General features: G+C 44.9%; 25 protein-coding genes and 1 tRNA gene. 11 read left to right on the top strand and 15 right to left on the bottom strand.

What is annotated here, in order from left to right:
- Nucleotides 1-66 precede the first annotated feature (66 nt).
- A complete protein-coding gene (locus QZW82_RS06575; RefSeq protein WP_293146309.1) occupies nt 67-1,932 on the top strand; it encodes an ABC transporter ATP-binding protein in 1,866 nt (621 codons plus the stop codon).
- Between the two features lie 234 nt (nt 1,933-2,166).
- On the opposite strand, the gene QZW82_RS06570 is transcribed toward QZW82_RS06575, so the two are convergent.
- Nucleotides 2,167-2,589, bottom strand: coding sequence for a hypothetical protein (locus tag QZW82_RS06570; protein ID WP_293146307.1), 423 nt, complete (start codon nt 2,587-2,589; stop codon nt 2,167-2,169).
- Nucleotides 2,590-2,879: 290 nt separating this feature from the next.
- Between QZW82_RS06570 and gnd the strand changes: the two genes are divergently transcribed.
- A complete protein-coding gene (gene gnd, locus QZW82_RS06565) occupies nt 2,880-4,334 on the top strand; it encodes a decarboxylating NADP(+)-dependent phosphogluconate dehydrogenase (RefSeq protein ID WP_293146305.1) in 1,455 nt (484 codons plus the stop codon).
- Between the two features lie 34 nt (nt 4,335-4,368).
- Here gnd and QZW82_RS06560 read toward each other — a convergent pair whose 3' ends face one another.
- Nucleotides 4,369-4,644 carry a hypothetical protein gene (locus QZW82_RS06560; RefSeq protein ID WP_293146303.1) on the bottom strand — a complete coding sequence of 92 codons (276 nt, stop codon included), beginning with the start codon at nt 4,642-4,644 and terminating at the stop codon, nt 4,369-4,371.
- Nucleotides 4,645-4,904: 260 nt separating this feature from the next.
- Between QZW82_RS06560 and QZW82_RS06555 the strand changes: the two genes are divergently transcribed.
- Nucleotides 4,905-5,375, top strand: a complete 471-nt coding sequence (locus QZW82_RS06555; protein WP_293146301.1) for a restriction endonuclease — start codon at nt 4,905-4,907, stop codon at nt 5,373-5,375.
- Nucleotides 5,376-5,378: 3 nt separating this feature from the next.
- Nucleotides 5,379-5,792, top strand: coding sequence for an alternative ribosome rescue aminoacyl-tRNA hydrolase ArfB (gene arfB / locus QZW82_RS06550; RefSeq protein WP_293146299.1), 414 nt, complete (start codon nt 5,379-5,381; stop codon nt 5,790-5,792).
- A 145-nt stretch (nt 5,793-5,937) separates the two neighbouring features.
- Here arfB and QZW82_RS06545 read toward each other — a convergent pair whose 3' ends face one another.
- From QZW82_RS06545 to QZW82_RS06535, 3 genes are all read right to left on the bottom strand, one after another.
- Nucleotides 5,938-6,207 (bottom strand): helix-turn-helix transcriptional regulator, encoded by a 270-nt coding sequence (locus QZW82_RS06545; protein ID WP_293146297.1) that lies wholly within the window; start codon nt 6,205-6,207, stop codon nt 5,938-5,940.
- A 194-nt stretch (nt 6,208-6,401) separates the two neighbouring features.
- Nucleotides 6,402-7,592 (bottom strand): transposase, encoded by a 1,191-nt coding sequence (locus QZW82_RS06540; protein WP_293146295.1) that lies wholly within the window; start codon nt 7,590-7,592, stop codon nt 6,402-6,404.
- A gap of 190 nt (nt 7,593-7,782) precedes the next feature.
- Nucleotides 7,783-8,082 carry a helix-turn-helix transcriptional regulator gene (locus tag QZW82_RS06535; RefSeq protein WP_293146293.1) on the bottom strand — a complete coding sequence of 100 codons (300 nt, stop codon included), beginning with the start codon at nt 8,080-8,082 and terminating at the stop codon, nt 7,783-7,785.
- Nucleotides 8,083-8,430: 348 nt separating this feature from the next.
- On the opposite strand from QZW82_RS06535, the gene QZW82_RS06530 reads away from it, so the two are divergent.
- The 3 genes from QZW82_RS06530 to QZW82_RS06520 all read left to right on the top strand — a co-directional run bounded on the left by QZW82_RS06530 (nt 8,431) and on the right by QZW82_RS06520 (nt 10,120).
- Nucleotides 8,431-9,429, top strand: coding sequence for a hypothetical protein (locus tag QZW82_RS06530; RefSeq protein WP_293146291.1), 999 nt, complete (start codon nt 8,431-8,433; stop codon nt 9,427-9,429).
- Complete coding sequence (locus tag QZW82_RS06525; RefSeq protein ID WP_293132913.1) at nt 9,371-9,598, top strand: hypothetical protein; 228 nt, start codon at nt 9,371-9,373, stop codon at nt 9,596-9,598. The genes QZW82_RS06530 and QZW82_RS06525 overlap by 59 nt, the downstream gene beginning before the upstream one ends.
- A 285-nt stretch (nt 9,599-9,883) precedes the next feature.
- Complete coding sequence (locus QZW82_RS06520) at nt 9,884-10,120, top strand: hypothetical protein (protein ID WP_293146289.1); 237 nt, start codon at nt 9,884-9,886, stop codon at nt 10,118-10,120.
- A 72-nt stretch (nt 10,121-10,192) separates the two neighbouring features.
- Here the strand turns inward: QZW82_RS06520 and QZW82_RS06515 are convergent, their stop codons facing one another.
- The 10 genes from QZW82_RS06515 to QZW82_RS06470 form a co-directional block, all read right to left on the bottom strand.
- Nucleotides 10,193-11,545, bottom strand: a complete 1,353-nt coding sequence (locus QZW82_RS06515) for a hypothetical protein (protein WP_293146287.1) — start codon at nt 11,543-11,545, stop codon at nt 10,193-10,195.
- 27 nt (nt 11,546-11,572) lie between these two features.
- Entirely contained in the window at nt 11,573-13,597 is a 2,025-nt protein-coding gene (locus QZW82_RS06510) for a DUF87 domain-containing protein (RefSeq protein WP_293146285.1), read from the bottom strand.
- A gap of 7 nt (nt 13,598-13,604) precedes the next feature.
- Nucleotides 13,605-14,471, bottom strand: coding sequence for a site-specific DNA-methyltransferase (locus QZW82_RS06505; RefSeq protein ID WP_293146283.1), 867 nt, complete (start codon nt 14,469-14,471; stop codon nt 13,605-13,607).
- Nucleotides 14,472-14,778: 307 nt separating this feature from the next.
- Nucleotides 14,779-14,852 (bottom strand) — tRNA-Val (locus QZW82_RS06500).
- Between the two features lie 83 nt (nt 14,853-14,935).
- Nucleotides 14,936-17,020: a protein kinase gene (locus tag QZW82_RS06495; RefSeq protein WP_293146281.1), complete on the bottom strand. Its 2,085-nt coding sequence runs from the start codon at nt 17,018-17,020 to the stop codon at nt 14,936-14,938.
- Between the two features lie 222 nt (nt 17,021-17,242).
- A complete protein-coding gene (locus QZW82_RS06490; protein ID WP_293146279.1) occupies nt 17,243-17,689 on the bottom strand; it encodes an SRPBCC family protein in 447 nt (148 codons plus the stop codon).
- Between the two features lie 275 nt (nt 17,690-17,964).
- Nucleotides 17,965-19,401 (bottom strand): 9,9'-di-cis-zeta-carotene desaturase, encoded by a 1,437-nt coding sequence (zds, locus tag QZW82_RS06485; protein ID WP_293146277.1) that lies wholly within the window; start codon nt 19,399-19,401, stop codon nt 17,965-17,967.
- Between the two features lie 232 nt (nt 19,402-19,633).
- Complete coding sequence (locus tag QZW82_RS06480; protein ID WP_293146275.1) at nt 19,634-19,759, bottom strand: hypothetical protein; 126 nt, start codon at nt 19,757-19,759, stop codon at nt 19,634-19,636.
- 157 nt (nt 19,760-19,916) lie between these two features.
- A complete protein-coding gene (locus QZW82_RS06475; RefSeq protein ID WP_293146273.1) occupies nt 19,917-21,557 on the bottom strand; it encodes a hypothetical protein in 1,641 nt (546 codons plus the stop codon).
- A gap of 90 nt (nt 21,558-21,647) precedes the next feature.
- A complete protein-coding gene (locus QZW82_RS06470) occupies nt 21,648-21,833 on the bottom strand; it encodes a hypothetical protein (RefSeq protein ID WP_293146272.1) in 186 nt (61 codons plus the stop codon).
- Between the two features lie 145 nt (nt 21,834-21,978).
- Here QZW82_RS06470 and QZW82_RS06465 point away from each other — a divergent pair, with 145 nt between their 5' ends.
- The 4 genes from QZW82_RS06465 (at nt 21,979) to QZW82_RS06450 (ending at nt 23,553) form a co-directional block, all read left to right on the top strand.
- The gene (locus tag QZW82_RS06465; RefSeq protein WP_265238087.1) at nt 21,979-22,332 is read left to right on the top strand and encodes an iron-sulfur cluster assembly accessory protein; all 354 of its coding nucleotides are present in this window, start codon (nt 21,979-21,981) and stop codon (nt 22,330-22,332) included.
- Between the two features lie 221 nt (nt 22,333-22,553).
- Nucleotides 22,554-22,721 (top strand): hypothetical protein, encoded by a 168-nt coding sequence (locus QZW82_RS06460; protein WP_293146271.1) that lies wholly within the window; start codon nt 22,554-22,556, stop codon nt 22,719-22,721.
- Nucleotides 22,722-22,741: 20 nt separating this feature from the next.
- Nucleotides 22,742-23,158 carry a tetratricopeptide repeat protein gene (locus QZW82_RS06455; protein ID WP_293146270.1) on the top strand — a complete coding sequence of 139 codons (417 nt, stop codon included), beginning with the start codon at nt 22,742-22,744 and terminating at the stop codon, nt 23,156-23,158.
- Between the two features lie 197 nt (nt 23,159-23,355).
- Nucleotides 23,356-23,553 (top strand): hypothetical protein, encoded by a 198-nt coding sequence (locus tag QZW82_RS06450; protein WP_006632682.1) that lies wholly within the window; start codon nt 23,356-23,358, stop codon nt 23,551-23,553.
- Nucleotides 23,554-23,663: the final 110 nt, after the last annotated feature.

Below are 23,663 nucleotides of genomic sequence, written 5' to 3'. Positions count from 1 at the left end.
GTTAAAAGCACCTTTGTTATAATAAACCGTCCGGGGATGAGTAAACCCGACACCGATTCACAAACTATGCAGCCCATTCAAATTACCACATTTCAAGCTCTGCGGCGCAGTCTCGGCCTCATAGTCAAAGCCGCACCGATCGAACTTCGCAATTTAATCATACTCAACATCGTTCGCGGTGCAGCCCCATCTTGCGTCCTATTTTTAGATAAATTAATCATTGATGAAGTATCTCGGTTGCTGTCGCAAACCCGAACTGCACAGCCCTTAGCTTTGATGCTTTCCCAGCCCATATTGCTGTGGAGTATTGTCGGAGTCTTAACTCTCAAGTTAGTCAGCGATTCTATCGAAACCATGAGTTCATTTGCAGCAACATCTTTGCGCGATCGCGTTCAAGGCGGAGTTGAAGGAAAAGTTCTCGAAAAAGTCGCCAATTTCGACGATATCGCCCTGTTTGAAAACCCCGAACTATTAAATATATTAGAACTTGCCAAAACCGGAGTTAAACAAGTACAGCAACTAGCATTCACTATCAGCATGACAATCACGGGAATTTGTATCTTCATTCCCTCGATCGGCCTGGCTGCATCAATAGCTTGGTGGGTTCCTGTGGTGATGGTGGTTTCATCACTTCCCTCAATTCACATTGAAAGAAAATATCTCAAACTTATCTGGAGAGTTCAAAAAAAGCAAGCTAAAATCACTCGCGAGATGAACTTATCCGCTACGGTATTGACAGGGGAAGAATATGCTAAAGAATTGCGTTTGTTTGGCTTGCAGGAACTTTGGCTGAAACGGTGGCAGGGTCAGTATTTGCAGTTTTTTAGCGAGATGCAGCAAGTGCGAAAAAAAGGAGCGATTGCTGTACTTTTGTGGTCGATATTTAGTAGGATAGGTGTAGCCTTGCCATTTGTTTATGTGGTCATGGGATCTTTGGGAGGGCGCTACACTTTGGGAGATTTGGCGCTGTATTCTGGTTTGATTGTTCAAGTAGAGACGAGTTTGCAATTACTGATTGGGAATTACACTAATTTGTACGATATTTCCCTCGGCGTCAGTCCGATTTTTCAACTTTTGGATCTCAAACCTGAGTTGCAGTCTCCGCTGGTGAATGTGGCGTCTCGCTTGCCTAGTTTACCAGATGGCGTGCAAGATTCCGGCCCTACAAAAGATAAAATTGGTATCGAGATTAAGGATTTATCTTTTTGCTATCCCGGTAGCACTAAAAGCACGATCGCAAATATCGACTTAACGGTTAATCCGGGTGAGATGCTTGTGCTTGTCGGGGAAAATGGTGCGGGTAAAACCACCCTTGGCAAACTCCTCGGCAGACTGTACGACCCGACAAGTGGTACGATCGCCTGGAACGGTCAAGATTTGCGATCGTACCCTCTAGCATACGTGCGATCGCGCATCGCAGTAGTTATGCAAGATTACGCCCGTTTCCCCTCCACAGTTCGAGAAAACGTTGGTTTCGGCGACTTGCTTTCACTGTCGGATGACACCGCAATTAACGAAGCTATTTCCGAAGCAGGAATTGCAGCTAAAGTCAACAGTTTAGAACAAGGTTTAGAAACGCCGCTGGGCAAACAATTAGAAGACGGCATCGACTTATCGGGAGGACAATGGCAGAGAATTGCGATCGCCCGTGCCTTAATGCGGCTTTCTACAGCCGAAGTCCTAATTTTTGACGAACCAACCGCCGCCCTCGACCCCAAGACAGAACACGAAATTTACAGCATCTTCCGCCAAATCGCCGCCGGGAAAACCACGATTGTCATCAGCCACAGGTTGGGATTGGCCAAAATTGCCGATCGCATCGCCGTGATGGAAAACGGTAAAATAGTCGAAATCGGAACTCACGACGAATTGATCGCATCAAACGGAATTTACTGTTCCATGTTCACCCGTCAAGCTAGCAGCTATATTTAGTCATTACTTGTTATTAGTTATTTGTTATTAGTTATTTGTCATTAGAAATCCGGTGACATCGCAATTATCTAGTGCTGTCCCCGCTCGCTACCGAAATCGCGAGCGGGGACGCTCGCACTGACTATTCCGATCCAACCGGAAACAATATTACTTGTTATTTGTTGCCTGCTACGAATAACCAATAACAAATAACCAATAACAAATAACCAATAACAAATAACCAATAACAAATAACTATCTCCCAGTCAGCGTATCCGCGTAAGGATCGGGCAAAGCTTGCTGCACCTCCAACACCGACAAAGAATCTCCACTTACAGGTTGGCTAATTGACTTTTTTTTTAGCCCATCCCCCCGCATATCGCGCTCTTGCAACTTCACCAACTCCTCCTGATAAACAGCAACAATTCGCCCCAAACTGATCACCAAATCATCCCAATTCTCATCCCCCACCAACTTCTCAGAAATCCCCTCAAACAACTCTCCAGCCTGCCGTTTTTGAACGTAAGCCCTCAACAGCTTTCCCGACTTTTGCAAAACCGCCTGATAAATCTCCCCATCCGACCACCACAACCCCTGTTGACTCAGCAGCCAAGTCAAAATATACTCCCGAGCGTGTTGCTCCTTCACCCAAGCCGCGAGATACTGCAAATCTTCCATAATTACAACAGTCTCCTAAATTTTCCTCAAAATGTCCGCTTATCTGTATCTATCGTTACTGCGATCGACATAATACCTGCCTTATCATCACCTGCCCGCGTCATTAATAATTCTTAAATCTTAAAAAAACCCTACTGATTTACCAAACAGCAATTCTTAGAATATAAAAATAAACGTAAACCACCTAGGTCTATTGTCCAATACTTTTAGTCCACACGAAAGCGCTACACCCCGCCTCGCTTTCCTTTCTCGCAAACCTATCATCAAACGGAACCAGCGGATTACTTAGCATGACAAAGCAAAATTTTGGTTTAATCGGTCTAGCAGTTATGGGCGAAAACCTAGCCCTCAACGTCGAAAGCAGAGGCTTCTCCGTAGCCGTGTACAACCGTACAGCAGCCAAAACCGACGAATTCATGGCGAAACGCGCCCCCGGCAAAAACATTGTAGCCACTAAGACTCTGGCGGAATTCGTCGAAGCTCTAGAACGTCCCCGCAGAATCTTAGTCATGGTACAAGCTGGCAAAGCCGTAGATGCGGTAATTGACCAGCTCAAACCCATGCTAGACCCCAATGACATGATTATTGACGGCGGCAACTCCCTCTACGATGACACCGAACGTCGCACCAAAGATTTAGAAGCAGCCGGACTGGGATTTGTCGGTATGGGCATCAGCGGCGGCGAAGAAGGCGCCCTCAACGGTGCTAGTCTCATGCCAGGTGGTACCCTAGCAGCCTACAAGGAATTGGAGCCAATTCTGACTAAAATTGCGGCTCAAGTAGATGACGGCCCCTGCGTCACATTCATCGGCCCTGGCGGTGCCGGTCACTACGTGAAAATGGTGCACAACGGTATTGAGTACGGGGATATGCAGCTCATTGCTGAAGCCTACGATTTGCTGAAAAACGTCGGTGGGCTCAGCGGTCAAGAGTTGCAGGAAGTGTTTGCCGAATGGAATACCACGGACGAACTCAACTCGTTTTTGATTGAAATTACGGCTAATATTTTCAAATACATTGACCCGGAAACTAAGCAACCCTTAGTTGAGGTAATTATGGATGCCGCCGGTCAAAAAGGTACTGGTCGCTGGACGGTGATGAGTGCTTTGGAATTGGGCGTGAGCATTCCTACAATTATCGCTGCTGTGAATGCGAGAATCATGTCTTCTTACAAAGGAGAGCGCGTTAAAGCTTCCGAACAACTGACGGGGCCTACCACCAAGTATGAAGGCGATCCTAAGGAATTTGTGAACAAAGTTCGGGATGCGCTTTACTGCTCGAAAATTTGCTCCTACGCCCAAGGTATGGCGCTGTTGAGCGCGGCCTCAAAGTCGTATAATTATGACTTGAGTTTGAGCGAAATTTCCCGCATTTGGAAGGGCGGCTGTATCATTCGGGCTGGCTTTTTGGACAAGATTAAAAAAGCTTTCAAGGACGATCCCGCACTGCCGAATTTGCTGTTAGCGCCAGAGTTTAAACAGAGCATTCTCGATCGCCAATCAGCTTGGCGCGAAGTGTTGTCTACCGCTAGCCTGCTGGGTATCGCTGTACCGGCCTTCAGCGCGTCCCTGGACTATTTCGACAGCTACCGGCGCGATCGACTCCCGCAAAACCTGACACAAGCTCAGCGCGATTATTTCGGCGCTCACACCTACGAGCGCACCGACAAACCGCGCGGCGAATTCTTCCACTCTGAGTGGACTCAGGCTGCCAAAGAGTCGCTGCAAACTGGAACTGCTGATTAATTAGTTTTTGTAGGGTGCGTTTCGGCGCACCTTACTAATTAATCTGGGGTTGCAAATTGTTTTGACGTTTGTTTTTGAGATAGCTTTTAATATATTCGTCGTTAAAGAGCGATCGGGCGATCGTCAGTGCTTCTTCTCTTTCTGCGTCTGTCATGTAATCATCGCCTTTTAAACCTGATGGCGGGTGTCGGGGATCGCCGCCTGCATCCAGGAATCGCTGACGGGCGTTAGCGAAGCCCTCGAAGAGGATCGCCATTAATTCTCCCAATCTCCGGTCTTGTTCTATTCTAATATCATGCGGTTTCGTCATAGTCTTCAACCTCGTCTATACGAACAACTCGCGACTTTGTAGTATAGCAGCCCTTGGTAAAACTCGACTAGGGGTTTCGATGTACCAAAATCCCTTTTCTTCATCATATATTCTCCATCTCAACAAGTCGAGAGTTTCCAGGGCATTGATAATTAAGTATTGAACTCCTGATGATGGCATGGGTCGATCGAGTTTAGTTGAGCCTGTACCGATCAAATCTGGTACAATTATAACTCCTCCTTTAAAATAAATGTAATTTCATGAAATCTTTTATAGTAAGAGCCGCTGGCATTATCGGTGATATTGCAGCATTGGCATTTGATACATTGAAAGAAGAAGAGCAAAGAAAACGTTTATCAGACAGTGGTATTCTGGAAGTGGATACAATGACTGGCAAAGAGTTTGAAAATTTTCTATATGTCCATTTTAGACAGTGTGGCTATAATGTTAATTTAACTCAAGACAGTCAAGATTATGGAGCCGATCTAATTTTGTACAAAGATGGCTTAAAAACTGTTGTTCAAGCAAAAAGAAGTAAAAATCCAGTTGGGATTAAAGCAGTTCAAGAAGTAGCCGGAGCCGTCAGACATTACAAAGGAAATAAAGGCAGAGTAATCACCAACAATAGATTTACAGAAAATGCTTACAAACTTGCTAAATCTAACGAGGTAGAGTTATGGGATCGAAAAGAACTAATCGAATTTCTACTCACAGCTAAGCATTATCAATAAATCATGCTACAAATTTCCAACACTGTGTTGATTCCCGATCGCGAAATCGAGATTAGTGCGATTCGATCTCAAGGCGCGGGGGGGCAAAATGTAAATAAGGTGGCGAGTGCGATTCACTTGCGCTTTGATATCCCAGCTTCCTCATTGCCCGATCGCTACAAGCAGCGTTTATTGCAACTCAACGATGGGCGAATCACCTCCGAAGGTGTGATTATCATCAAAGCACAGGAACACCGCAGCCAGGAACAAAACCGCGAGGAAGCTTTGAGACGGTTGCAAGAATTGATCAAAAGTGCGATCGTCATCCCGAAAAGGCGCAAACCCAGCAAAGCGACTCGCAGTTCCCAGCGCAAGCGTCTTGACAGCAAAACCAAGCGGGGTCAGATTAAGGCTCTGAGAGGGAAAATTACGGATTGAGGGAGCAAAGGGCTCGTACAGGTACGTAGTTGCGCTTCAGCGCTCTTTTTGGGATATCGGAAAGAGCGCTGAAGCGCAACTACGTACCTAAGAATTAACCTCTATGTTGTGCCAGGTGCGATCGACCTTTTTGACTTTTTAGTTGTCAGTCGGGATTTGGTGCGCCCAAGTTGTCAGGTAAATCGTTAAGTGTTTTTCCCAAAGCTTTGCACAGGGCTTTCATTTGAGCAATAGTCAATTCGGGTTCGTCTAATCCTCGTTCCCACTTGCTAATGGCTTGCTGACTTAAGGTTTTTGTGCGGGTTTTGTCGGGAATTTGTTTTGCTAAGGCCGATTGCGACAAACCAACAGCCTCCCGCAAGATTTGCAGTGCTGGTATATTTTTCGACTCTTGAGTTTGTTTATTTCTGGGCATATCATAAAAATTGACAACCAAAGTTGTTGACTTTTTTTTACAACTATGGTTGTTTAAGTAGAGACAACAGAAAGGCGGCTGATTTAGCCGGACGGTGAAAACACTTTGGTTTATAGCGAGCTGCCTTATTTGTAGTTTCTACCAATTATGCCTGCTTGACACTCCCGGGCCTAAAGGCACGGGGATTCTTTGATCTACGACATGACTTGCTTAAACAGGATTTCTCCAGTTAAAGTAGAGGACTCATCTCCCAAAGCGTTGCTTGCATTTAATGCAAAGGTTCCGGTATGCCCTACCGTACCCAATCCTCGACTGAGGATATTTCTAGCTGCATTGAAATCTCTATCCATTACACAACTACATTTACAAACGTGTGTTCTGGTAGATAGCGTTTTCTTCACAATTGCACCGCAACTAGAGCATTCTTGGCTAGTATATTGCGGATTTACCGCAACCGTTACTTTCCCAAATACTTTGGCAAAGTATTCAATCCAGATCCGGAACTGATACCAAGAAGCGTCGTTAATCGACTTAGCCAGACAGTGATTTTTTACCATATTTTTAATCCTCAAATCTTCGTAGGCTATCAAGTCGTTTGACTGAACTACGCACCGTGCTAATTTGATTGCATGGTCTTTGCGCTGCCTACTTATTTTGAGGTGGCATTTTCCTAAAATCTGTCTAGCTTTGCCTCGATTCTTTGAACCTTTAACTTTTCGACAAATACGACGTTGACAACGCTTGAGGATTTTTTCGCCTTTGCGGAGGAATCTCGGATTTTCAACCATCACTCCGTTGGAATCGGTATAATATTCCTTCAGTCCTACGTCTAACCCAATGGTATTTCCCGAGGGTTCTATGTTTTCTTTTCGGTCAACATCAACGCAAAACTGAACGTATACGCCCGAAGCCCGTTTCACCAATCTCACCCGTTTTATTTGGTTGAAGGAGTAGAAATGTAAGTCTCGTGTTCCTTTTAGTTTAAGCTTGCCAATTCCTTTTTTGTCGGTGAATTTGATTGACTTTCGATCGAGAGCTAGTTTCCATCCAGTTGACTTATACTCAACTGAGCGACAATCTTTCTGGAATTTTGGATATCCTTTTTGACCAGGAACTCCTTTCTTGCAGTTATCATAAAATCGGGAGATAGCAGACCAGGCTCTTTCTGCACTGGCTTGTCTTGCTTGAGAGTTAAGTTCCGAAGCAAACGGAAATTCATGCGCCAGTACCGCACAGTATTTGTTTAAATCGTACTTATCTATTTTCCGGTTGTCCATCCAATAGCGCAAACAACTATTACGGACAAATTGAGCTGTACGAATTGCTTCATCTACTGCGGCAAACTGACTCTTATTTCCGTAGGCTTTAAACTCAAAAACTAGCATGGCATTTACCTCCTACGTTATGCTAGACTTCCTAGCACAAAACTGACTGTGTTGCAACAAAGATTTACAATTAAAGCCGTCCTAAAAGGACGGGGTTTTAAACCCCCGGTGTCCTGATAACCCTTAGTATTTTCGGGGCTTGGGCGCATAGTCAAGCTCCTTTCCCTAGAGATTGGCTAACCCCTGCGGGTTAGTTGTCGGAGCGTGAGGGCTCACGACTTGGTAAGTCATCGGGAATTTTAGTTACGTCTAATCCTAAAAGCTCAAACATAGTTTTTAGAGAAACTTGGTATAGGTTAGCCAGTGCAGCCACGTTTTCCACAGTTGGCATAGACTTTCCTGATTCCCAGTCAGCTTGCATCCGCTCAGAAACGCCGATATGTTGTTTGACTTGAGGGCGGGTTAGCCCAGCTTGTTCTCTGAGAAGCCTTAATGGAGACTTTTCCTTTTCTTGCGAATTTTCTTCCATAATACACGAAGCTTGTTTCATGAAGTGAACCTCTTGACTTCTGCCGAAAGATGAAGTACACTTCATGTAGATAGGCAAAACAAAGGCGGCCGGGCAAGCCTCCTTTGATCAAAATGCAGGTTTGAATAACCGCCTTATTTGTAGTGTCTATCAATTATGCACCTGCATACCCTTAGTATTTTTGGGGCTTGAGTGCATACCTCAAGCTCCTTTCCCTGAACCTCTCCAGGAGGTGATGAGATGTAAAAGGTCGATCGACCTTACAACACAGCCCAACTCAAAATTGTACCAAAAATCCCGACCAAAACATCAACTTTGCGATCGCCCAACTTCCGTGCTATCGTTCCCTTTCTCGACCCTTTCCCGATCATGACTACATCTACCGACAACTTCTACCTAGGCGATGTCGCCTCCAACTTTCACTTTGCAGGCCCGCTGCTAGACTTTGAAGAAGAAATCCAGAATCAATCGCCCTTTCACGACTTAGACTACCTGACAGGCGAAATAAAAAGAGGATTCCTCGACTACGTGCGGCAAGGGATCATGCTGGACGCGATCCGAAAACTGCGCTTGTACAAAGACAAATTCAAAACTTTCAAAAGTTACTGCGAACAAGCCTTAGGCAGGCAGTATTTTTATTGCACGCAAATTATTAAATCTGCTGCAATTTGCCTCCGCTTAATAAAAGCCGGATTTGAGATTTTGCCTAGCTGCGTCGCTCAAGTTGTCCCCTTGTTCAAACACGCAGTCACAGATCAATACGGCGAGTGTGCTCTACAAGAAAAGTGGCAAGAAGTTGTGGATGTCATCCCCAAAGAAAGGATTACAGCAATAACGATAGCCGAAACAGTTGACAACAATCCTAACCTCAGGTTAAAACAAATTCGGATCAAAACCGACACCTACGCCCTGTTGACCAAAAAAGCAGCCGCTGCGGGAATGTCAATTTCGGAATTTTTGGGGCGACTGGTTGACGAATACAACCCCAGAAATGTAGAGCAGCCGGCGGAACACACTCCCGAACAAGAGGAGATTTTAGACCAATTGGACGCGGAGTTTAAGAAGCCCGCAGCGGAACAGAGTTCAAAGTCTGCTCCAGCCAAAGTTAAATCTAAAGGTTTTGGAGTAAAAAATGAGCCGAAAGGTGGTACAAGGGAGGTGAAGGCGAAAAGTTCGGAAGGTAAAGTAAAAGCGAAAAGCTCTGCAAGTGAAATTAAGCTGAAAAGTCAGCAAACAGAAATTCCAGTCGAGAAACTCTCCAATTTATTTCAGGAAAAAAATAATGAAGTCATCTGCCCAAAACCCAATCATGCGTCAACTGAAGCTGATGGAGGCTCAATTGACCGAGATTCAGTGCCAACTGATTAAAGCCACTGTGTTGAATTGGTGGCAAATCGTTTTGCCAGACGGACAGAAGATTGCCATCGAACACGCGGGCGGCGGGCACTGGATTTTTCGGGCTAACGGGCTTGAAAAATCGCATCCTGAAGTGCGGCTAGCGGTGTTGAGGGCGATCGCCGAAGGCTGTCGCCGATAAGCTACGATCGAGGACACGGCGCTGTGTCGTGTCCCTACTGGGTGATGGGAGTTGTCATGATTTGGGGATGTTGGGGCGATACCTTCGGTCTCCTTCGCTTACGATATTAGTATCGAGATTGGTTAAAAGTGCGATCGAAATATCCCAACTGTGGGAAAAGTTTAAGATTTCCGCGTTTTAGGGAGATAATTTGTTATTACCGCTTATAAATACCCGACTAAAAGTAAGCTCGAACTAGAAGCGGAGTTTAATAACCTCGCCGAAGAATGGCGTGCAGAAACGAGGATGCTGTCATTGGTTGCACAGAAGTCAATGCACGCAGCTTATCAGAGAATTATTGGTATGGGCCCGGCTGTTGTCCCGCTGATTTTGCGCGATCTCGAACAAAAACCAGATCGTGGATTCTGGGCATTGAGGGCAATTACTGGTGATAATCCGGTAAAACCTGAACAGCGCGATCGAAGGTCGCAAATGACTCAAGCGTGGATAGAATGGGGAAAAGAACACGGTTATGAGTGGTAGGCTGGATCACCGTAAAATCTTGAGATTTCCTAATTTAGAGCGTATGACAATCGTATGACAAGTATATAATTTTTATCCCTGAACATTCTGACTAGCAAATTTTTGAAGAATATTTTGGCTAGGATGAGCGGACAAGCTAACTAACTTATTAACAAGTGCCACGGGAAAAAGAGCAGAATCATACATATCACAGCGTAAACCTTCTACATTCTCTAGTATTACCTGTAAGTTAGGTAAATCAGTAGGGTTGGGAGTTTTCTTAAGTTTACGAACAGGCATAGAAACAACGTGCATCTGCCCTCCTCTCGTCTTAAAAATAATCTTGTGCCCATAGTTGCTTGTATAAGCATAGGGATTGTTAGGATCTCCTGTACCTGGTAAGATGTAGCGGTAGATGTAATTGTCATTAAGAATGACTGCCTGCCCCGGCTTTAGCTTCTCTTGGATTGCGTGGGCATGATCCACAAAAGCACCACTTTTCTCTAAACCAGCTAAAAGAATATTGTGCTTATCTAGAAGCCAATTAACTAAATCATTCATTGGGTCATGTAGTAGAGCTGTTTGCCCAAAAAATCCAGTTGATCCATCTTTGATAAAAAGAACTTTTTTGAGCATTTCTGGTTGAATACGTAGCAACTGACGGATGAGATGAATGATAATTATATGTTCGATAACATTCAGTAAATAACCCAAAATTCCAGCAGCTCCGGTTTCCTCGTCAATAACTTCATGGAGCCTAAAAATATCAGTCAAATAAATTTTTTCTCCTGTTTCTGGACATTTAAACATATAATTTGCCATATCTGTCTCTGACAAGACAACTTGATTTCCGACTGGACTTAAGGGGTTAGTTGCTAAATTCCAGCGCCGATCCTTTTCGGTTGTATTTCCTTGTTTATAGCGACGGAATATAAACCACGCCAGAGTATCTACCAAGCTATGTTTTTCTCCTAAATTATTATTACTGAAAAACTCGAATATCGCTGTAAGAACAGTGGCTTTTAGAGTATTTTTATCCTTAAAGCAAAGATTCTTAGTTGGTAGAGCTAGTTTTAATCGTTTAATCTTTCTGAGCTTTGCCATATCTTCTGGAGCAATAAAAGCAGCAGCATCAATTTCGGCAAGATCATCCATCTCAAAATAGAGTGCACCAAACTGTAGAAAGTGCATTGTTTGTGAAGGAAATCCATTATCTAGAATAACCTCTGTATAACCGCCATCCACAGCAATAACCGCCTCTACAGGGTTATTTTGAGGAGGAGCAAAATCTAAAGTCATATCTATTAATGAAATACCAGCATCTTTTGGAGGCTTATAAATACGCTCCATTGTGGTTTGAACTTCAGGGTCATTAATGATGTGATGATGCGAAGCCTTACTCGCACCCTCAAAAGGTCGCCGATTGTTTTTACTGGTATATCCCATATTTTTGAAAAACTCTCGTAAAGTAAGCTAATTTTCAGATGGAAAGCGATCAATCTGGACTGGAATAACAAAGGGGTTGCTGTAGGTTTTCATCCGAACAAAACCTTTGTCGGTGTTTTGGCTAAAGCGAATTAGGCTTTCAGTGAAGTCACTGAAGTCATAATACTTTCTTAGCTCTTTAATCTCATCCTCGTTGTTTAAATGAGAAATAAACCAATTTTGAGTCGCTTTAAGGATGTTACTACTAATCGAGCTAACTTCTTGAGTAGCATAAACTAAACCCAGGTTCAGTTTTGCTCCTTCTTTTGCCAGCCTATTATAGATTTGGGATAAATCTTTATCATCTTTCTTAGGGAATAGATTGTGAGCCTCTTCAAAGTAAAACTGGATGAAATTATTTGGATGAGTGCTAGTAAAACGATTAATCGCATCAGCAAAAATACATTGACAAATTTTTTCGCTAAACATTACTTGTATCTCAGGATTGCCCAGGGAAAGGTCAACAATGACTATCTTTCCTTGTCGTAGATTACTTAAAATATCCTGGTCAAAAGGTTTTTGAACGGTACTGGTATGTTGCTCATGAATCGGATTAAGAATACGAAACCCAGAAACGCTAGCATTTGCACCCGATCTACTTTTACGAGTGAGCATCACTAGCAAAGCTTTTAAATCCTCGTCGGCCCATTCGTGCCCTTTTTGTCGTCTATAATTAGAGAAAACTTCATCAGGATCTTCGTCATAAACATCCCAAAACATTTCCCACCAGTTTGCAGCTTGCTCCAAATCTAACCCTGAATTGGGATCGACATTTTCTTGTACAATATTACGAACATCCTGATTGGCGGTAAAACAGACTGGAGGGAAATTAGATGGAACTTTAAACTTGGCTCGATATAAGCAACACAGATAAACTGCGACTCGGCGATCGTACCGTGCTTTAGCAGATCTATTAGTAGCATAATCTTCGGGTTTAGTAAAATCTATGGATGTAAAACTTCTTATATAGTTGCTAGTATTATTTGCAACACTAGGATAGCTTCTAATTAGTCCAAAACCATTTTCAATTTCTCGATAAAAATTTACTTTCATTTCCAAAAAGTTTGGTTTTGGTACAGTTGAGTATCGAACAGTCTGGTTTTGATATAAGTCAAAAATTGCAGTTCCCTGATCCTGTAAATTTGGGTTGGCATATTCACCGTTAATGTCAAATATAATCTGCCCAATGGGATACTTAGGATTATTATCTTCTGTAAGATTATTAAGGACTTCCTCTGGAGTTTCTTTTCTTTCGTCTAGCTTCAGTGGTGCATTGTTGCTCATGTCAACACAAGCCTGAATAATCTTCTTAACCGTGTTGGATTTACCTGTTCGAGTCATACCAAAAAGAGCTGTCCGTTTTCCGGCAAAATCTGGTGCTTGGACATACACAGGAACTTCCTGTTCAGTTTGCTGAAAGCGACGGCTGGAACTGTAGCGAACTTTTCCGATTTTGATATCTCCAGATCCTCCAGGAGACCCGTTTTCTCTATAGTTAACAATCGCCTTTAAGATATCAGATGATGGTTTAATTACTGAGTAATTATGGGCGCTATAGAAGTTTTCTAAGTCAGCACCGAAGCGAGTTCTTCCATCTATATCAACGTAGAAAGATCCTAGAACCGAACACTCTAGCCCACTGAAAGAAAATTCGTAACGAGTAAAAGTATCTAGCTGGGAGTGTTTATTCTCTCCTGTTTTAATATCATCCTTGTAATATTCCACCATACTACTAATAACGTTTTGGTCAGTTGGTAGCTTACTTGGTTGAATAACACGAAGAAGAATTGCTTCGGCATTATTCTTGTTGTCAAGTTCGTTGTCATAGTAAGCCAGAAGGAAGCAACCTTGAGGAATGCCTTTAGCTCTCTGCTTCCAAGCATCGGCTACTAAAATTTCTGCTTTATTATAGCTAAGTCGGAAGGGACGACCAACAAAAAATCCCGTATCCCAATCTCCATTTGACTTGCGCTTAAAAATTTTAGTCTGTGTGAGTTGTTGGCTAATGCTCATGATGTTATTACTGATGTTGGTTGGTAAGGGCAGGATCTTGAAAGCGAATTCTAGACTGTTCTACATATTTTTCCTCAGCATCTATGGCTATCCATTTACGATCTAGTCGAGCTGCGGCATATCCAGTAGTATTACTTCCCGCAAAAGGGTCTAGGACTAAATCTCCCGAGTCTGTTAGAAATTCAATAAAAAAAGCCGCTAAACCCATTGGCATCCTAGCAGGATGAGGAGTAATTCCTTTTTTTTTACAAGTTTGTGAAAAGAAATCATTAGAGTTACTATTGGAAAAAGAAAAACAATTTGGTAAGTGAGGCAAGCGAACTTGTCTTTTATCGTCCATATTTTCTAGCTCAAATAAGTTATGAGCAATAGAACCTCCGCAGTCTCTTAGAAAACTTGTTTCACCAATTTTATGTTGAGAAGGTCTTTTACCTGAATTATAGCGTCCTGTGGAAAGGAGATATTTCATGCGTTCACTATAAGGACGCAAAACTTTAGAGTTGTTTGCTTTTGGAAAATCACTTTTAGCAATCCACCAAAGGCGAGTATAACTATCTACAGTTCTAATTCGCTTAACTGTAACCCAGTGAGCTGGGGAGGGAAGCCTGGATGGATTATAGCAGACGAACTCTTGTATTAAACGAAGTTGACATTCGGGATGAGAAACAAAATTCAATAGAGATTGTAAAGGTAGTAAAGATTGAACAGGACGGCCTGGTTCCCAACTGTTACCAAGTTCGATAACAATAGAGCCATCGTCTGTCAGCATTTCAGAAAAGATTGGTGCTAACTCAGTAAACCACTTAAGATATTCATCTCCTAACATATTGCCATAGCTTTTTTTACTATTAAGAGGAAAAGGTGGAGATGTCATAATTAGATTGACTTGACCGTTTAGCTGTTGACAAGAGGGAGTCTTAAGTATATGTTCACTTTTGCCAACGTAATAGCTACCAGAGTTAGTTTCTTGAGCTGGGGACACCAAATTATTTCCTTACTCCTTACTTGTGTTACTGAGTGTATCGAAAGGATCTTCAGGCTTTACAAAGTATTCTGCATCCAATTTATTCTACACAAGCCGATCATAAAACAATTTATTTAATTATAAAACTTTATCAGTGACAAATAATTTGTTACACCAAAAACAACAAAACCCGCTACAACCAGCGGGTTTTATAAGATGGACACAACTGGACTCGAACCAGTGACCCCTACGATGTCAACGTAGTGCTCTAACCAACTGAGCTATGCGTCCTCACGAATTACTAACTTAGCACAACCTTCGATCGCCTGTCAAGCATAAATATAAAATTTTTCCAGCCACCCACAGCAACCGCCCTAATTCCCAACCCGCCAAATCTTCACAGTTCGATCGCCCGAACCGCTAGCCAAACACCCCCCATCAGCACTAAACGCCACCGACAAAACCTCCCCCCCGTGCCCCGTCAGAAGTTCCAGCAAACCGCCTGTAGCCGTATCCCACAAATAAATCGAACCATCCCGACTCCCCGTCGCCAAAAAACCACCATCCCGGCTGAAAGCCACACACAAAACATCCCCAGAATTGTCCCTGAAACTCCGCAACAGCGTACCTTGCCCTTGTGCATCCACCCGCCACAGCTTCGCCGTACCATCCCGACTCCCCGTCGCCAAAATCGATGATCCTGCTCCTGCTCCCCCCCTTACCAAGGGGGGGCTGGGGGGGGTCTGACCGGCAAGGGAAATCGGACTAAAAACGATCGCCCGCACCCAATCCCCGTGCTCTGCTAAAGTACAAATCGATCGACCATTGCGCCAATCCCACAACTGCAAACTCTTATCCCGACTCCCCGTCGCCAAAAACTCCCCACCAGGACTAAAAGCCACCGCCTCCACCCCACCAGCGTGACCGCTTAAAGCCGACATCGGCCTACCCTTATTCAAATTCCACAACTGGACAGTCTTGTCCCGACTCCCGCTAGCCAAAACCTGACCGTCGGGACTAAAGGCCACAGCATAAACCCGATCCTCGTGACCGCGCAAAGCGTACCACCACTTACCCTTATTCAAATCCCAAATTTGAATTGTTTTATCCCGGCCGCCGCTAGCCAAAGTCGCGCCATCAGGACTAAAAGCCACAGAAGTCACCCAGTCAGAATGACCTGTGAGAGTGTACCACCGCTTACCCCCGTGCAAATTCCACATCTCAATTGTCTTATCCTCACTCCCGCTAGCTAAAGTCGCGCCATCGGGACTAAAAGCTACTGACGTGACAGCATGGGAATGCCCTACCAGAGTATGAACGCACCTCCAACTAGGCGCGCGTACAGGAACAACCCGCTGCATCGGTGGCACAGGTATAATAGTGCCTGCAATCGTTGCCGGCACTGGCACTTGTAGGGGCGGTGCCCCCGTGCCCGCCCTCTGCTGCGGTGCCCCCGTGCCCGCCCTCTGCTGCGGTGCCCCCGTGCCCGCCCTCTGCTGCGGTGCCCCCGTGCCCGCCCTCTGCTGCGGTGCCCCCGTGCCCGCCCCCGACTGCTGCGGCTGCAAATCTTGGAGAACTTCAGCTACAGATTTGTAACGGCGACTGAGACTCGGTTCGATCGCTTTGTCGAGGATGCGGCTTAATTTCGGATCGATTTGAACCTTCAAAAAATCTCGCCAAACCCAAACATCTTGATTGATATCGAACAAATCAAACGGAGATATTTGAGTCAGTAAATAAATGCAAGTTACGCCCAAACTATACAAATCGCTAGCATAAACCGCTTGACCTCGAATTTGTTCCGGCGCCACGAATTCAGGCGAACCAATCACTGTACCTGTTTCTCTCAAACCCTCCACAAGTTTTGCAGCACCAAAATCAACTAAAACTAATTCCCCGGTTAGTGTTGGGTAAGTATAAATAATCGGAGTTTGAGAAACGCGGCGGCGGATAATATTTGGTGGTTTGATGTCTCGGTGAATTACATTGCGATCGTGCACGAACTGCAATACTGGCAATAAATCCTTCAGCAGCCGGAGAACCTGACTTTCGCTGAAAGGCCCACTCCGCGCCAATTCTTGCTGTAAATTCTCGCCTTCTATAAATTCTTGCACCAAATACTGATAGCGTTCCTGCTGAAAGTGCGCCAGCAACTCGGGAATTTGCGGGTGTTTCCCCAATTCGTCCAGCCGCACGGCTTCTCGGTTGAATAATTCTGCTGCTTTTTCGGCGCTGCTGGTTCCTTGGGATAGCGGGAAAAACTGCTTGATTGCACAGCGCGGTTTTGAGGGTTTGTCTTCGTCTACGGCTAAAAAAGTACGGCCAAAACCGCCTCTACCGAGGGGTTTGATGGCGCGGTAACGCTCTCTGAGCAACAGTTTGGTGCCACAATTCAGGCAGAATTGAGTTCGATCGGCATTTTGCGGGTTTTGACAGGCGGGGTTTAGGCAATAACTCATAACTGAACCGGGAGGCAATCAGCAGCATATGTCTATGATACTGAGGCAATACCAAATCCGACTTAAATATCCCCTTTATTTCTTAGTCCGCGGAGGCGGACATCGTTTGTGTAGTCGCGGTTTCAACCGCCGAGTCTTATCTCTCGCATTACAATTTAAAATTATCAGGACTGAAGTCCTCACTACAAACTGGTTTGTAGTGAGGACTTCAGTCCGCAGCATTTAAGATCTAGCTTTAACATTCAGAGCATACTCTTTAAACCTTTCCAAATCAGCCTGAATAGTCGATTCAACAACTCGCCCTACAAATGAATTGTCCATCAATTTTGCCAACCAACCGGGAATTCCGTAAGCCACCGTTAGTTTGACAATGCTGCTGTTTTTGCGATCGTAAAACCGCACCGCACCGCGATTGGGCAAACCGTCTACCGATTCCCACTGAATTATCTGATTTGGCACTAATTTGAGAATCCGAGAAAGCCAGCTAAATTCTAACCCCCCCGTTGCAAGTTTCCAGCGCGATAATTCTGGATCTTCTTCTAGAATGTTAACTGAGTCTATCCACTTCATCCAGCGCGGCATTTGCTCTAAGTCAGACCAAAGTTCCCACGCTAATTCGATAGGAATTGCTACTTCTACTTGTACGCTGTGTTCTAACCAATCAGTCATAGGATTTTAGATTTGGGATTTGGAATTTTGGATTTCTTGTTTATCGATTTCTCGTTTGTTGTCGAGTCTAGATCCCCCTAAATCCCCCTTAAAAAGGGGGACTTTGAGAGCACTCTTATCCCCCCACTTAATTAAGGCAGACTTTGATAACACTCTTGTCCCCCCTTGTTAAGGAGGGTGCCAGGGTGATCGAATCCAGGGAGACTTTGAAAACACTCTTGTCCCCCCCTTATTAAGGGGGGTGCCAGGGTGATCGAATCCAGAGAAACAATGGACTAATGATTGTAAGCTTCCAGAATTACCTTCGCCGCTTGATGGCCGGAAAGAGTCGCACCTTCCATGCTGTCGATATAGTCTTGCTGAGTGTAACTTCCTGCTAGAAAGAAATTGCCGATCGGCGTTTTTTGAGCGGGGCGGTAAACATCCATACCCGGTGCTTCCCGGTACAAAGATTGAGCCAACTTAACCACACTGAACCAAGTCATGTTTAATTCCCGTGCTGAGGGGAATAAATCCTGAACTTGCTTGAGTACGTGTTGGGCGATCGCCTCATTGCTTTGTTTAATAAATGGATCGCCGGGAGTCAACACCAACTGCAAGAGAGAACCTTGTCCTTCCTTATAATAATCCTTGGGACTTGTCAGCGCCAAATCGGCAAAACAAGAAAAATCTGCATCTGCTGAATATAGCAAATTATCAATTCCGACAGCGTGGCTCAACTGTTTGCGCTTGGCTTCATCTTCCAATTCCGTTACCCAACCGTCGAACCGCAATTGTACTGTCGCAACAGGTACCGCATCTAACTTATAAATGTTGTCAAATTCCGACCATTTGCGCCAAGCTGGGGGCAATATTTTTTGTATTCCAGGCACATCTAAGGCAAAAACATAAGCATCGGCGGTAATAATTTCTTCAGTTTCGCCGCTGGCTACTGCTAAGCCTGTGACACGAGTTTCTGCACCTTCTTGAAACTGAATTTCTCGCACTCTGCGCCGCGTGTGAATTTTGGTTCCTTTACTTTCCAAATATTCGACAATTGGTTTGTGCAAATATTCGTTGGGAGAACCGGCCAGCATCCGCATGACAGAGGCTTCGGTTTTGGATGCAAAGAATTGGAAAATTGTCAACATACACCGAGCAGAAATATTTTCGGTGTCGATAAAACCTAGTGCGTAGGCGATCGGGTTCCACATTCTTTTGAGGGAGTTTTGGTTGCCGCCTTGACTGCGGAACCAGTCAGCAAAGCTAATTTTATCCAAATTGCGGATGGTTTTCATTGCTCCGTCAAAGTCGATCAAACCACGGACGATGGGGCTAGTTCCCAGGGCGATCGCATTTTGAATTTTGTCTTGTACCGTTAGCTGGGATGTCGTAAAAAATGCCTTCAAACCATGCAAAGGAGCACCCACGGGAAAGCGAAAATCCAAAGAACCAGTTTCGCCGCCTCGATTGATAAAAGTGTGGACGTGATCTTTGAGGAGCAAATCGTCAAAAGCTCCCACCTTTTTCATTAAGGCAAATAAGTTATAATAGCAGCCGAAGAATACGTGCAAACCCATTTCAACGTGATTCCCGTCGGGATCTACCCAACTGCTGACTTTGCCGCCGACAAAAGGGCGGGACTCAAAAATTTCTACTTCGTGGCCGGCATCCACTAAATCCACTGCTGTGGTCATTCCAGCCAGTCCCGCACCTGCGATCGCAACCCGCATTTTACCTATCCTTATCCAGTATTTTTACAAATTGTAACAAGTTTTAGAGTTTCCGAAACATTCTAAAGTGCGTAAATGCCGATCGCCACTTGCACCCCTCTCTGAATTCTTGCCAAAAAATCCGCACTAATTTCACCGTAAGGGCCTTGTTCCAGATAAGTTTGGCGCCAAGCAGACACATTTTAACAAACAGCTAAAGAATCAGCTTGCAATCCTCCCTCACCAGCCGGAATTAAGATGCGAGACGGAGTGCCTGTTCTATCGCCTCCGTCCAATTATCAGTCAACTGGTCTATTTTTTCAGCGAATTCGGCATCAAGGGCGACTAACACTTCTCGCTTTTGAGTAGAATTTGACACGTTCGTTCTCCTTCCTAATTCAAATTAAAAAAAATGACTGCTAACTGTTGACTGGTGACTAATATCATTGGTTGTTAGTTATTGGTTATTAGCAGCATCACACGAGTAACAAATAACAAATAACAAATAACAAATAACTAACAACTAATAACTGACTTTAAAACATCGGCATCAACTGAAGTGGCCCAATTCCTAAGTCTTTAGGAGAAACCCAGCGCACCTCAAACAAAGCGACCATATCCTTAAACTGAGGCTGACCGCGAGAAGCACCCATCAACCCTTTAGCAATCACCAAACCGCACCAACCGTTAGTTGATTTACAGCGGCGCTCCCACTTTTTGCGAGCTTCCTGATGCACCGGGTCGTTTTCATTAAACTCGCCAAACAAATACAATTCCCCATTTTTTGTTTGCAAAATACCCAAGTCGTATTGCTCGTCTTGAAAAGGATCTTCGCCCGGATTAAAACAAATTGCCTTCACCCCTCCAGCTTCTTTCAAATCTTGAATCATAGTTTTAGCCTTGGGATTGGAAGTTTGAATCATCACTACAGGCAAACCATCCCCAGCGGTATTAATATCGACTTCTGCACCTTCGTGAAACTGGACACTTCCGCGTAGAAAATCTACCGTTTCCCAAGGTACGGCACCCAGACTCAAGAATGAATTTTGCGGAACCAAATCGTCCCGCAGCCGTGGCATTTCAAATTCATCATCGTCATCGTCATCGTCATCACCGAGCATCTGTAATAATTCGTCAGACACCTCAGGCATCGTCGAAACTTTAACCGATACCTGTTGAATTTCTCCATCAGACTGCGGAACAGGGATGCGGTAACGACTGTTGAGAGCGGGAAATGTGTCTGCTGCCAATTTCCGGCGGCCGTTGTGGAAAAAGCGGTGGAATGCTTCGAGAGCAACTAACATCGTCAGGGCTTCTTCTTCGTAAAGAATCGATCGCAATCCTTCTAAAGGATGTAGGTTGCCAAAATTCGGTTCAATTTCCGATGGAGGCAAATCGGCTAAATCAATTTCGTCATCGTCATCCTCATCAAGCTCGCCGGCGCTTTCAAAGGTGAGAAACAAACAGTCTTGCCCTAAAAAAGCCTGTTCTAAATCTTCAAAAGAGTCATCGTTGACAACTCGCTCTCGAAACCGCTTCAAGGATTCTAGAGAACGGTACAGCAAAACTCCGTAATCCATTCTCCCTTGGCCCAATACGGACACGTAGAGGCTGGCGACATCCCACTGATTGATTTCAATAGATATAATTTGATGTTCGCTCAAAGTCCGCCACGGAGCATCGTGCCAAATTTGAGCTGCTTTTTCCATTAGCACTTCGGCGTACTCAGGCGGTAATTCGGGAGGCCGATTCACAGCGACCTCTTCCATGCCCCGAAAGATTTCATCAATTAAGGGCAATTCCGGTACGTAGTCAATGGAAATGCCTAAATCTTGAAGCACGCCCCGCAGGTAAAATTGAATTTCTCGGTTTTTGACGACGATTTTTTGGGGGCGGACTGCGGGAGCCGGACTTTGGGGATGTTCCATTGCCCGCAGCAGAGCTCGGACGATCGCCTCTGGGCCGGCATCTGGGCCTACCATGTCCATTGCTCTGACGATGCCTTCAGAGCCGTCCACCCAGAGAATACACTCGCCACCGGCTTCTGGATCGTCGTCGTCCTCTAGCATCATGTGCGAGTCAGCATTTGATAACGGTCGGCGGTCGCCCTCCCACACGCTGGGAATTTGAGGTAAGTTTTGTAGCCGACGAAGAGTAGAGCGATTCAGCGCTGCCATAGAGTAAGCCCGTTGGGTGAAGCATTGTTGCGGTGCCACAAAGGGTCAACCGCTGCTTCTCAATCATAAACCCTATAGGGGGAGAGGACATCAAGCTTGGGAACACAGTTGACAGTTGACAGTTGACAGTTGACAGTTGACAGTTGACAGTTGACCTGTGGCAGTTGGCAGTTGGCAGTTGACAGTTGACCTGTGGCAGTTGGCAGTTGACAGTTGACAGTTGACAGACTGATAACGTTCGGGAACCGGGATGTTCGGGAACCGGGACGATCGCACTGATGACTAATGACTGATAACGTTCGCGAGCGGGGACAGCACTTCTGACTAATGACTGATGACTTAATGACTTCGTTCTTCCCTGTACAATGGAGGAATAAGATTAAACTCTTAACATTCGACAGTCTCAGGAGTTCCACAAATTATGACTCAAGCGATTTCCCAACAGCGGGGCATTCAAATGACGGACTCTGCTGTTCGTCAAGTTTTAGCTCTTCGAGAAAAACAAGGTAAAGACCTCTGCTTGCGCGTAGGGGTGCGGCAGGGTGGCTGTTCTGGTATGTCTTACGTGATGGATTTCGCAGACCCCAGCACTGTGAAATCTGACGATGAAGTGTTCGACTACGAGGGTTTTCAGGTAGTGTGCGATCGCAAGAGCATTCTTTATCTCTACGGTTTGGTGCTCGACTTCAGCGATTCGATGATCGGCGGCGGCTTTAAGTTTACCAACCCCAACGCTACTCAAACTTGCGGTTGCGGCAGTTCTTTTTCTGCTTAAAGTTGACAGTTGACAGTTGACAGTTGACAGTTGACAGTTGACAGTTGACAGTTGACAGTTGACAGTTGACAGTTGACAGTTGACAGTTGACAGTTGACAGTTGACAGTTGACAGTTGACAGTTGTAGGGGCGGTGGATGGTGCGGGCCCGCCCTCTTCGTTGACAGTTGACGGTTGACAGTTTGAGAGCGACCTCTACCCTTAAGTCCGAGGAATTGAGTAATGAATAGTCCGATCTTAATTCCTTCCTCGAAGGGTTCCGGCTTTCAACCAATTCTTTCTGGTAATTGGTCTCCAGCTAATTGCTTCGCGATCGTGAGCGATCGACAATCAGCTTCCGATCCGTTTCCTTTGTCCCGCACCCATGCTTTCGAGCAATCTAAAATCTAAAATCCAAAATCCAAAATCGAATGACCCCTGAAGAAATGTTTAAAGACGGTTTCGATCGCTACCAAGCTGGCGAAGCCCCTGCTAATTTGATCCCCGTGTTCAAAGAATTGTGCGAGAAATCTCCCAAAAATGGCAATGCCTGGGCTAGCCTCGCGTGGCTCTACCTCTTGGAAAATAAACCCGGATCGGCTCAAAAAGCAGCTAAAACCGCCGTTAAATTGAACCCTCACGACCCCCAAGCTCGCATCAACCTAGCTGTCGCGATTCTGGATCTCAAAGAAAAAGGGGTGCGCCCCCACGTAGAAGTTGCTCAGCAACTCCTGATGGCTTCCGAAGAGTTGTTAGAGGAAGTTACAAAAAATTTTGAAGAAGGATTAAGCCGCAAACCGGACTGGAAGAGTCTCGCCCGCGTGAAACAGTGGCTTCTGGAACCGTAAACCCGCAAACAAGTCGATTTAGTGGTGGGGATCAAGGAAATCGGGTTTGTGGTTTATTACGATCTCGTAATAAATCAATAAATAACTTTATGGAAAACTCAGGAAGTCAGTGCTAGTATTTGAAAACTTAGACGATCGACAAACCGGCACAGCGGTTTTCAGACTTGACTAACATAAATACTAGGAGTTGTAAGAACATGAGCACTGACAGCCACGTTAACATCAAACCAGCAACCCGCAACCACAAAGGTTTCTTTATTCAGCCTGCTTCTTACAAATTGATGAGCATCGATAAATCCGGCTGGGCGTTGATTTGCATGGACAAAGCAGTTTGTCATTATGTAGATCCTGATGACTTACAATTGCCGAATAAGTCGGGAATGTCTGAAGGTTAATCCAGAAGTTTTGAGAGACATTAAAATGCTTTATTTGAGTAGCTGCCCTCCCTGGAGAGGCAGCAACTTTTTTTTGATCGGTCATTAGTCATCATATGGTATGCGATCGA

Source organism: Microcoleus sp. bin48.metabat.b7b8b9.023, assembly GCF_013299185.1.
Lineage (GTDB): Bacteria > Cyanobacteriota > Cyanobacteriia > Cyanobacteriales > Microcoleaceae > Microcoleus.
This window is presented reverse-complemented; position numbering and strand designations above follow the sequence as displayed.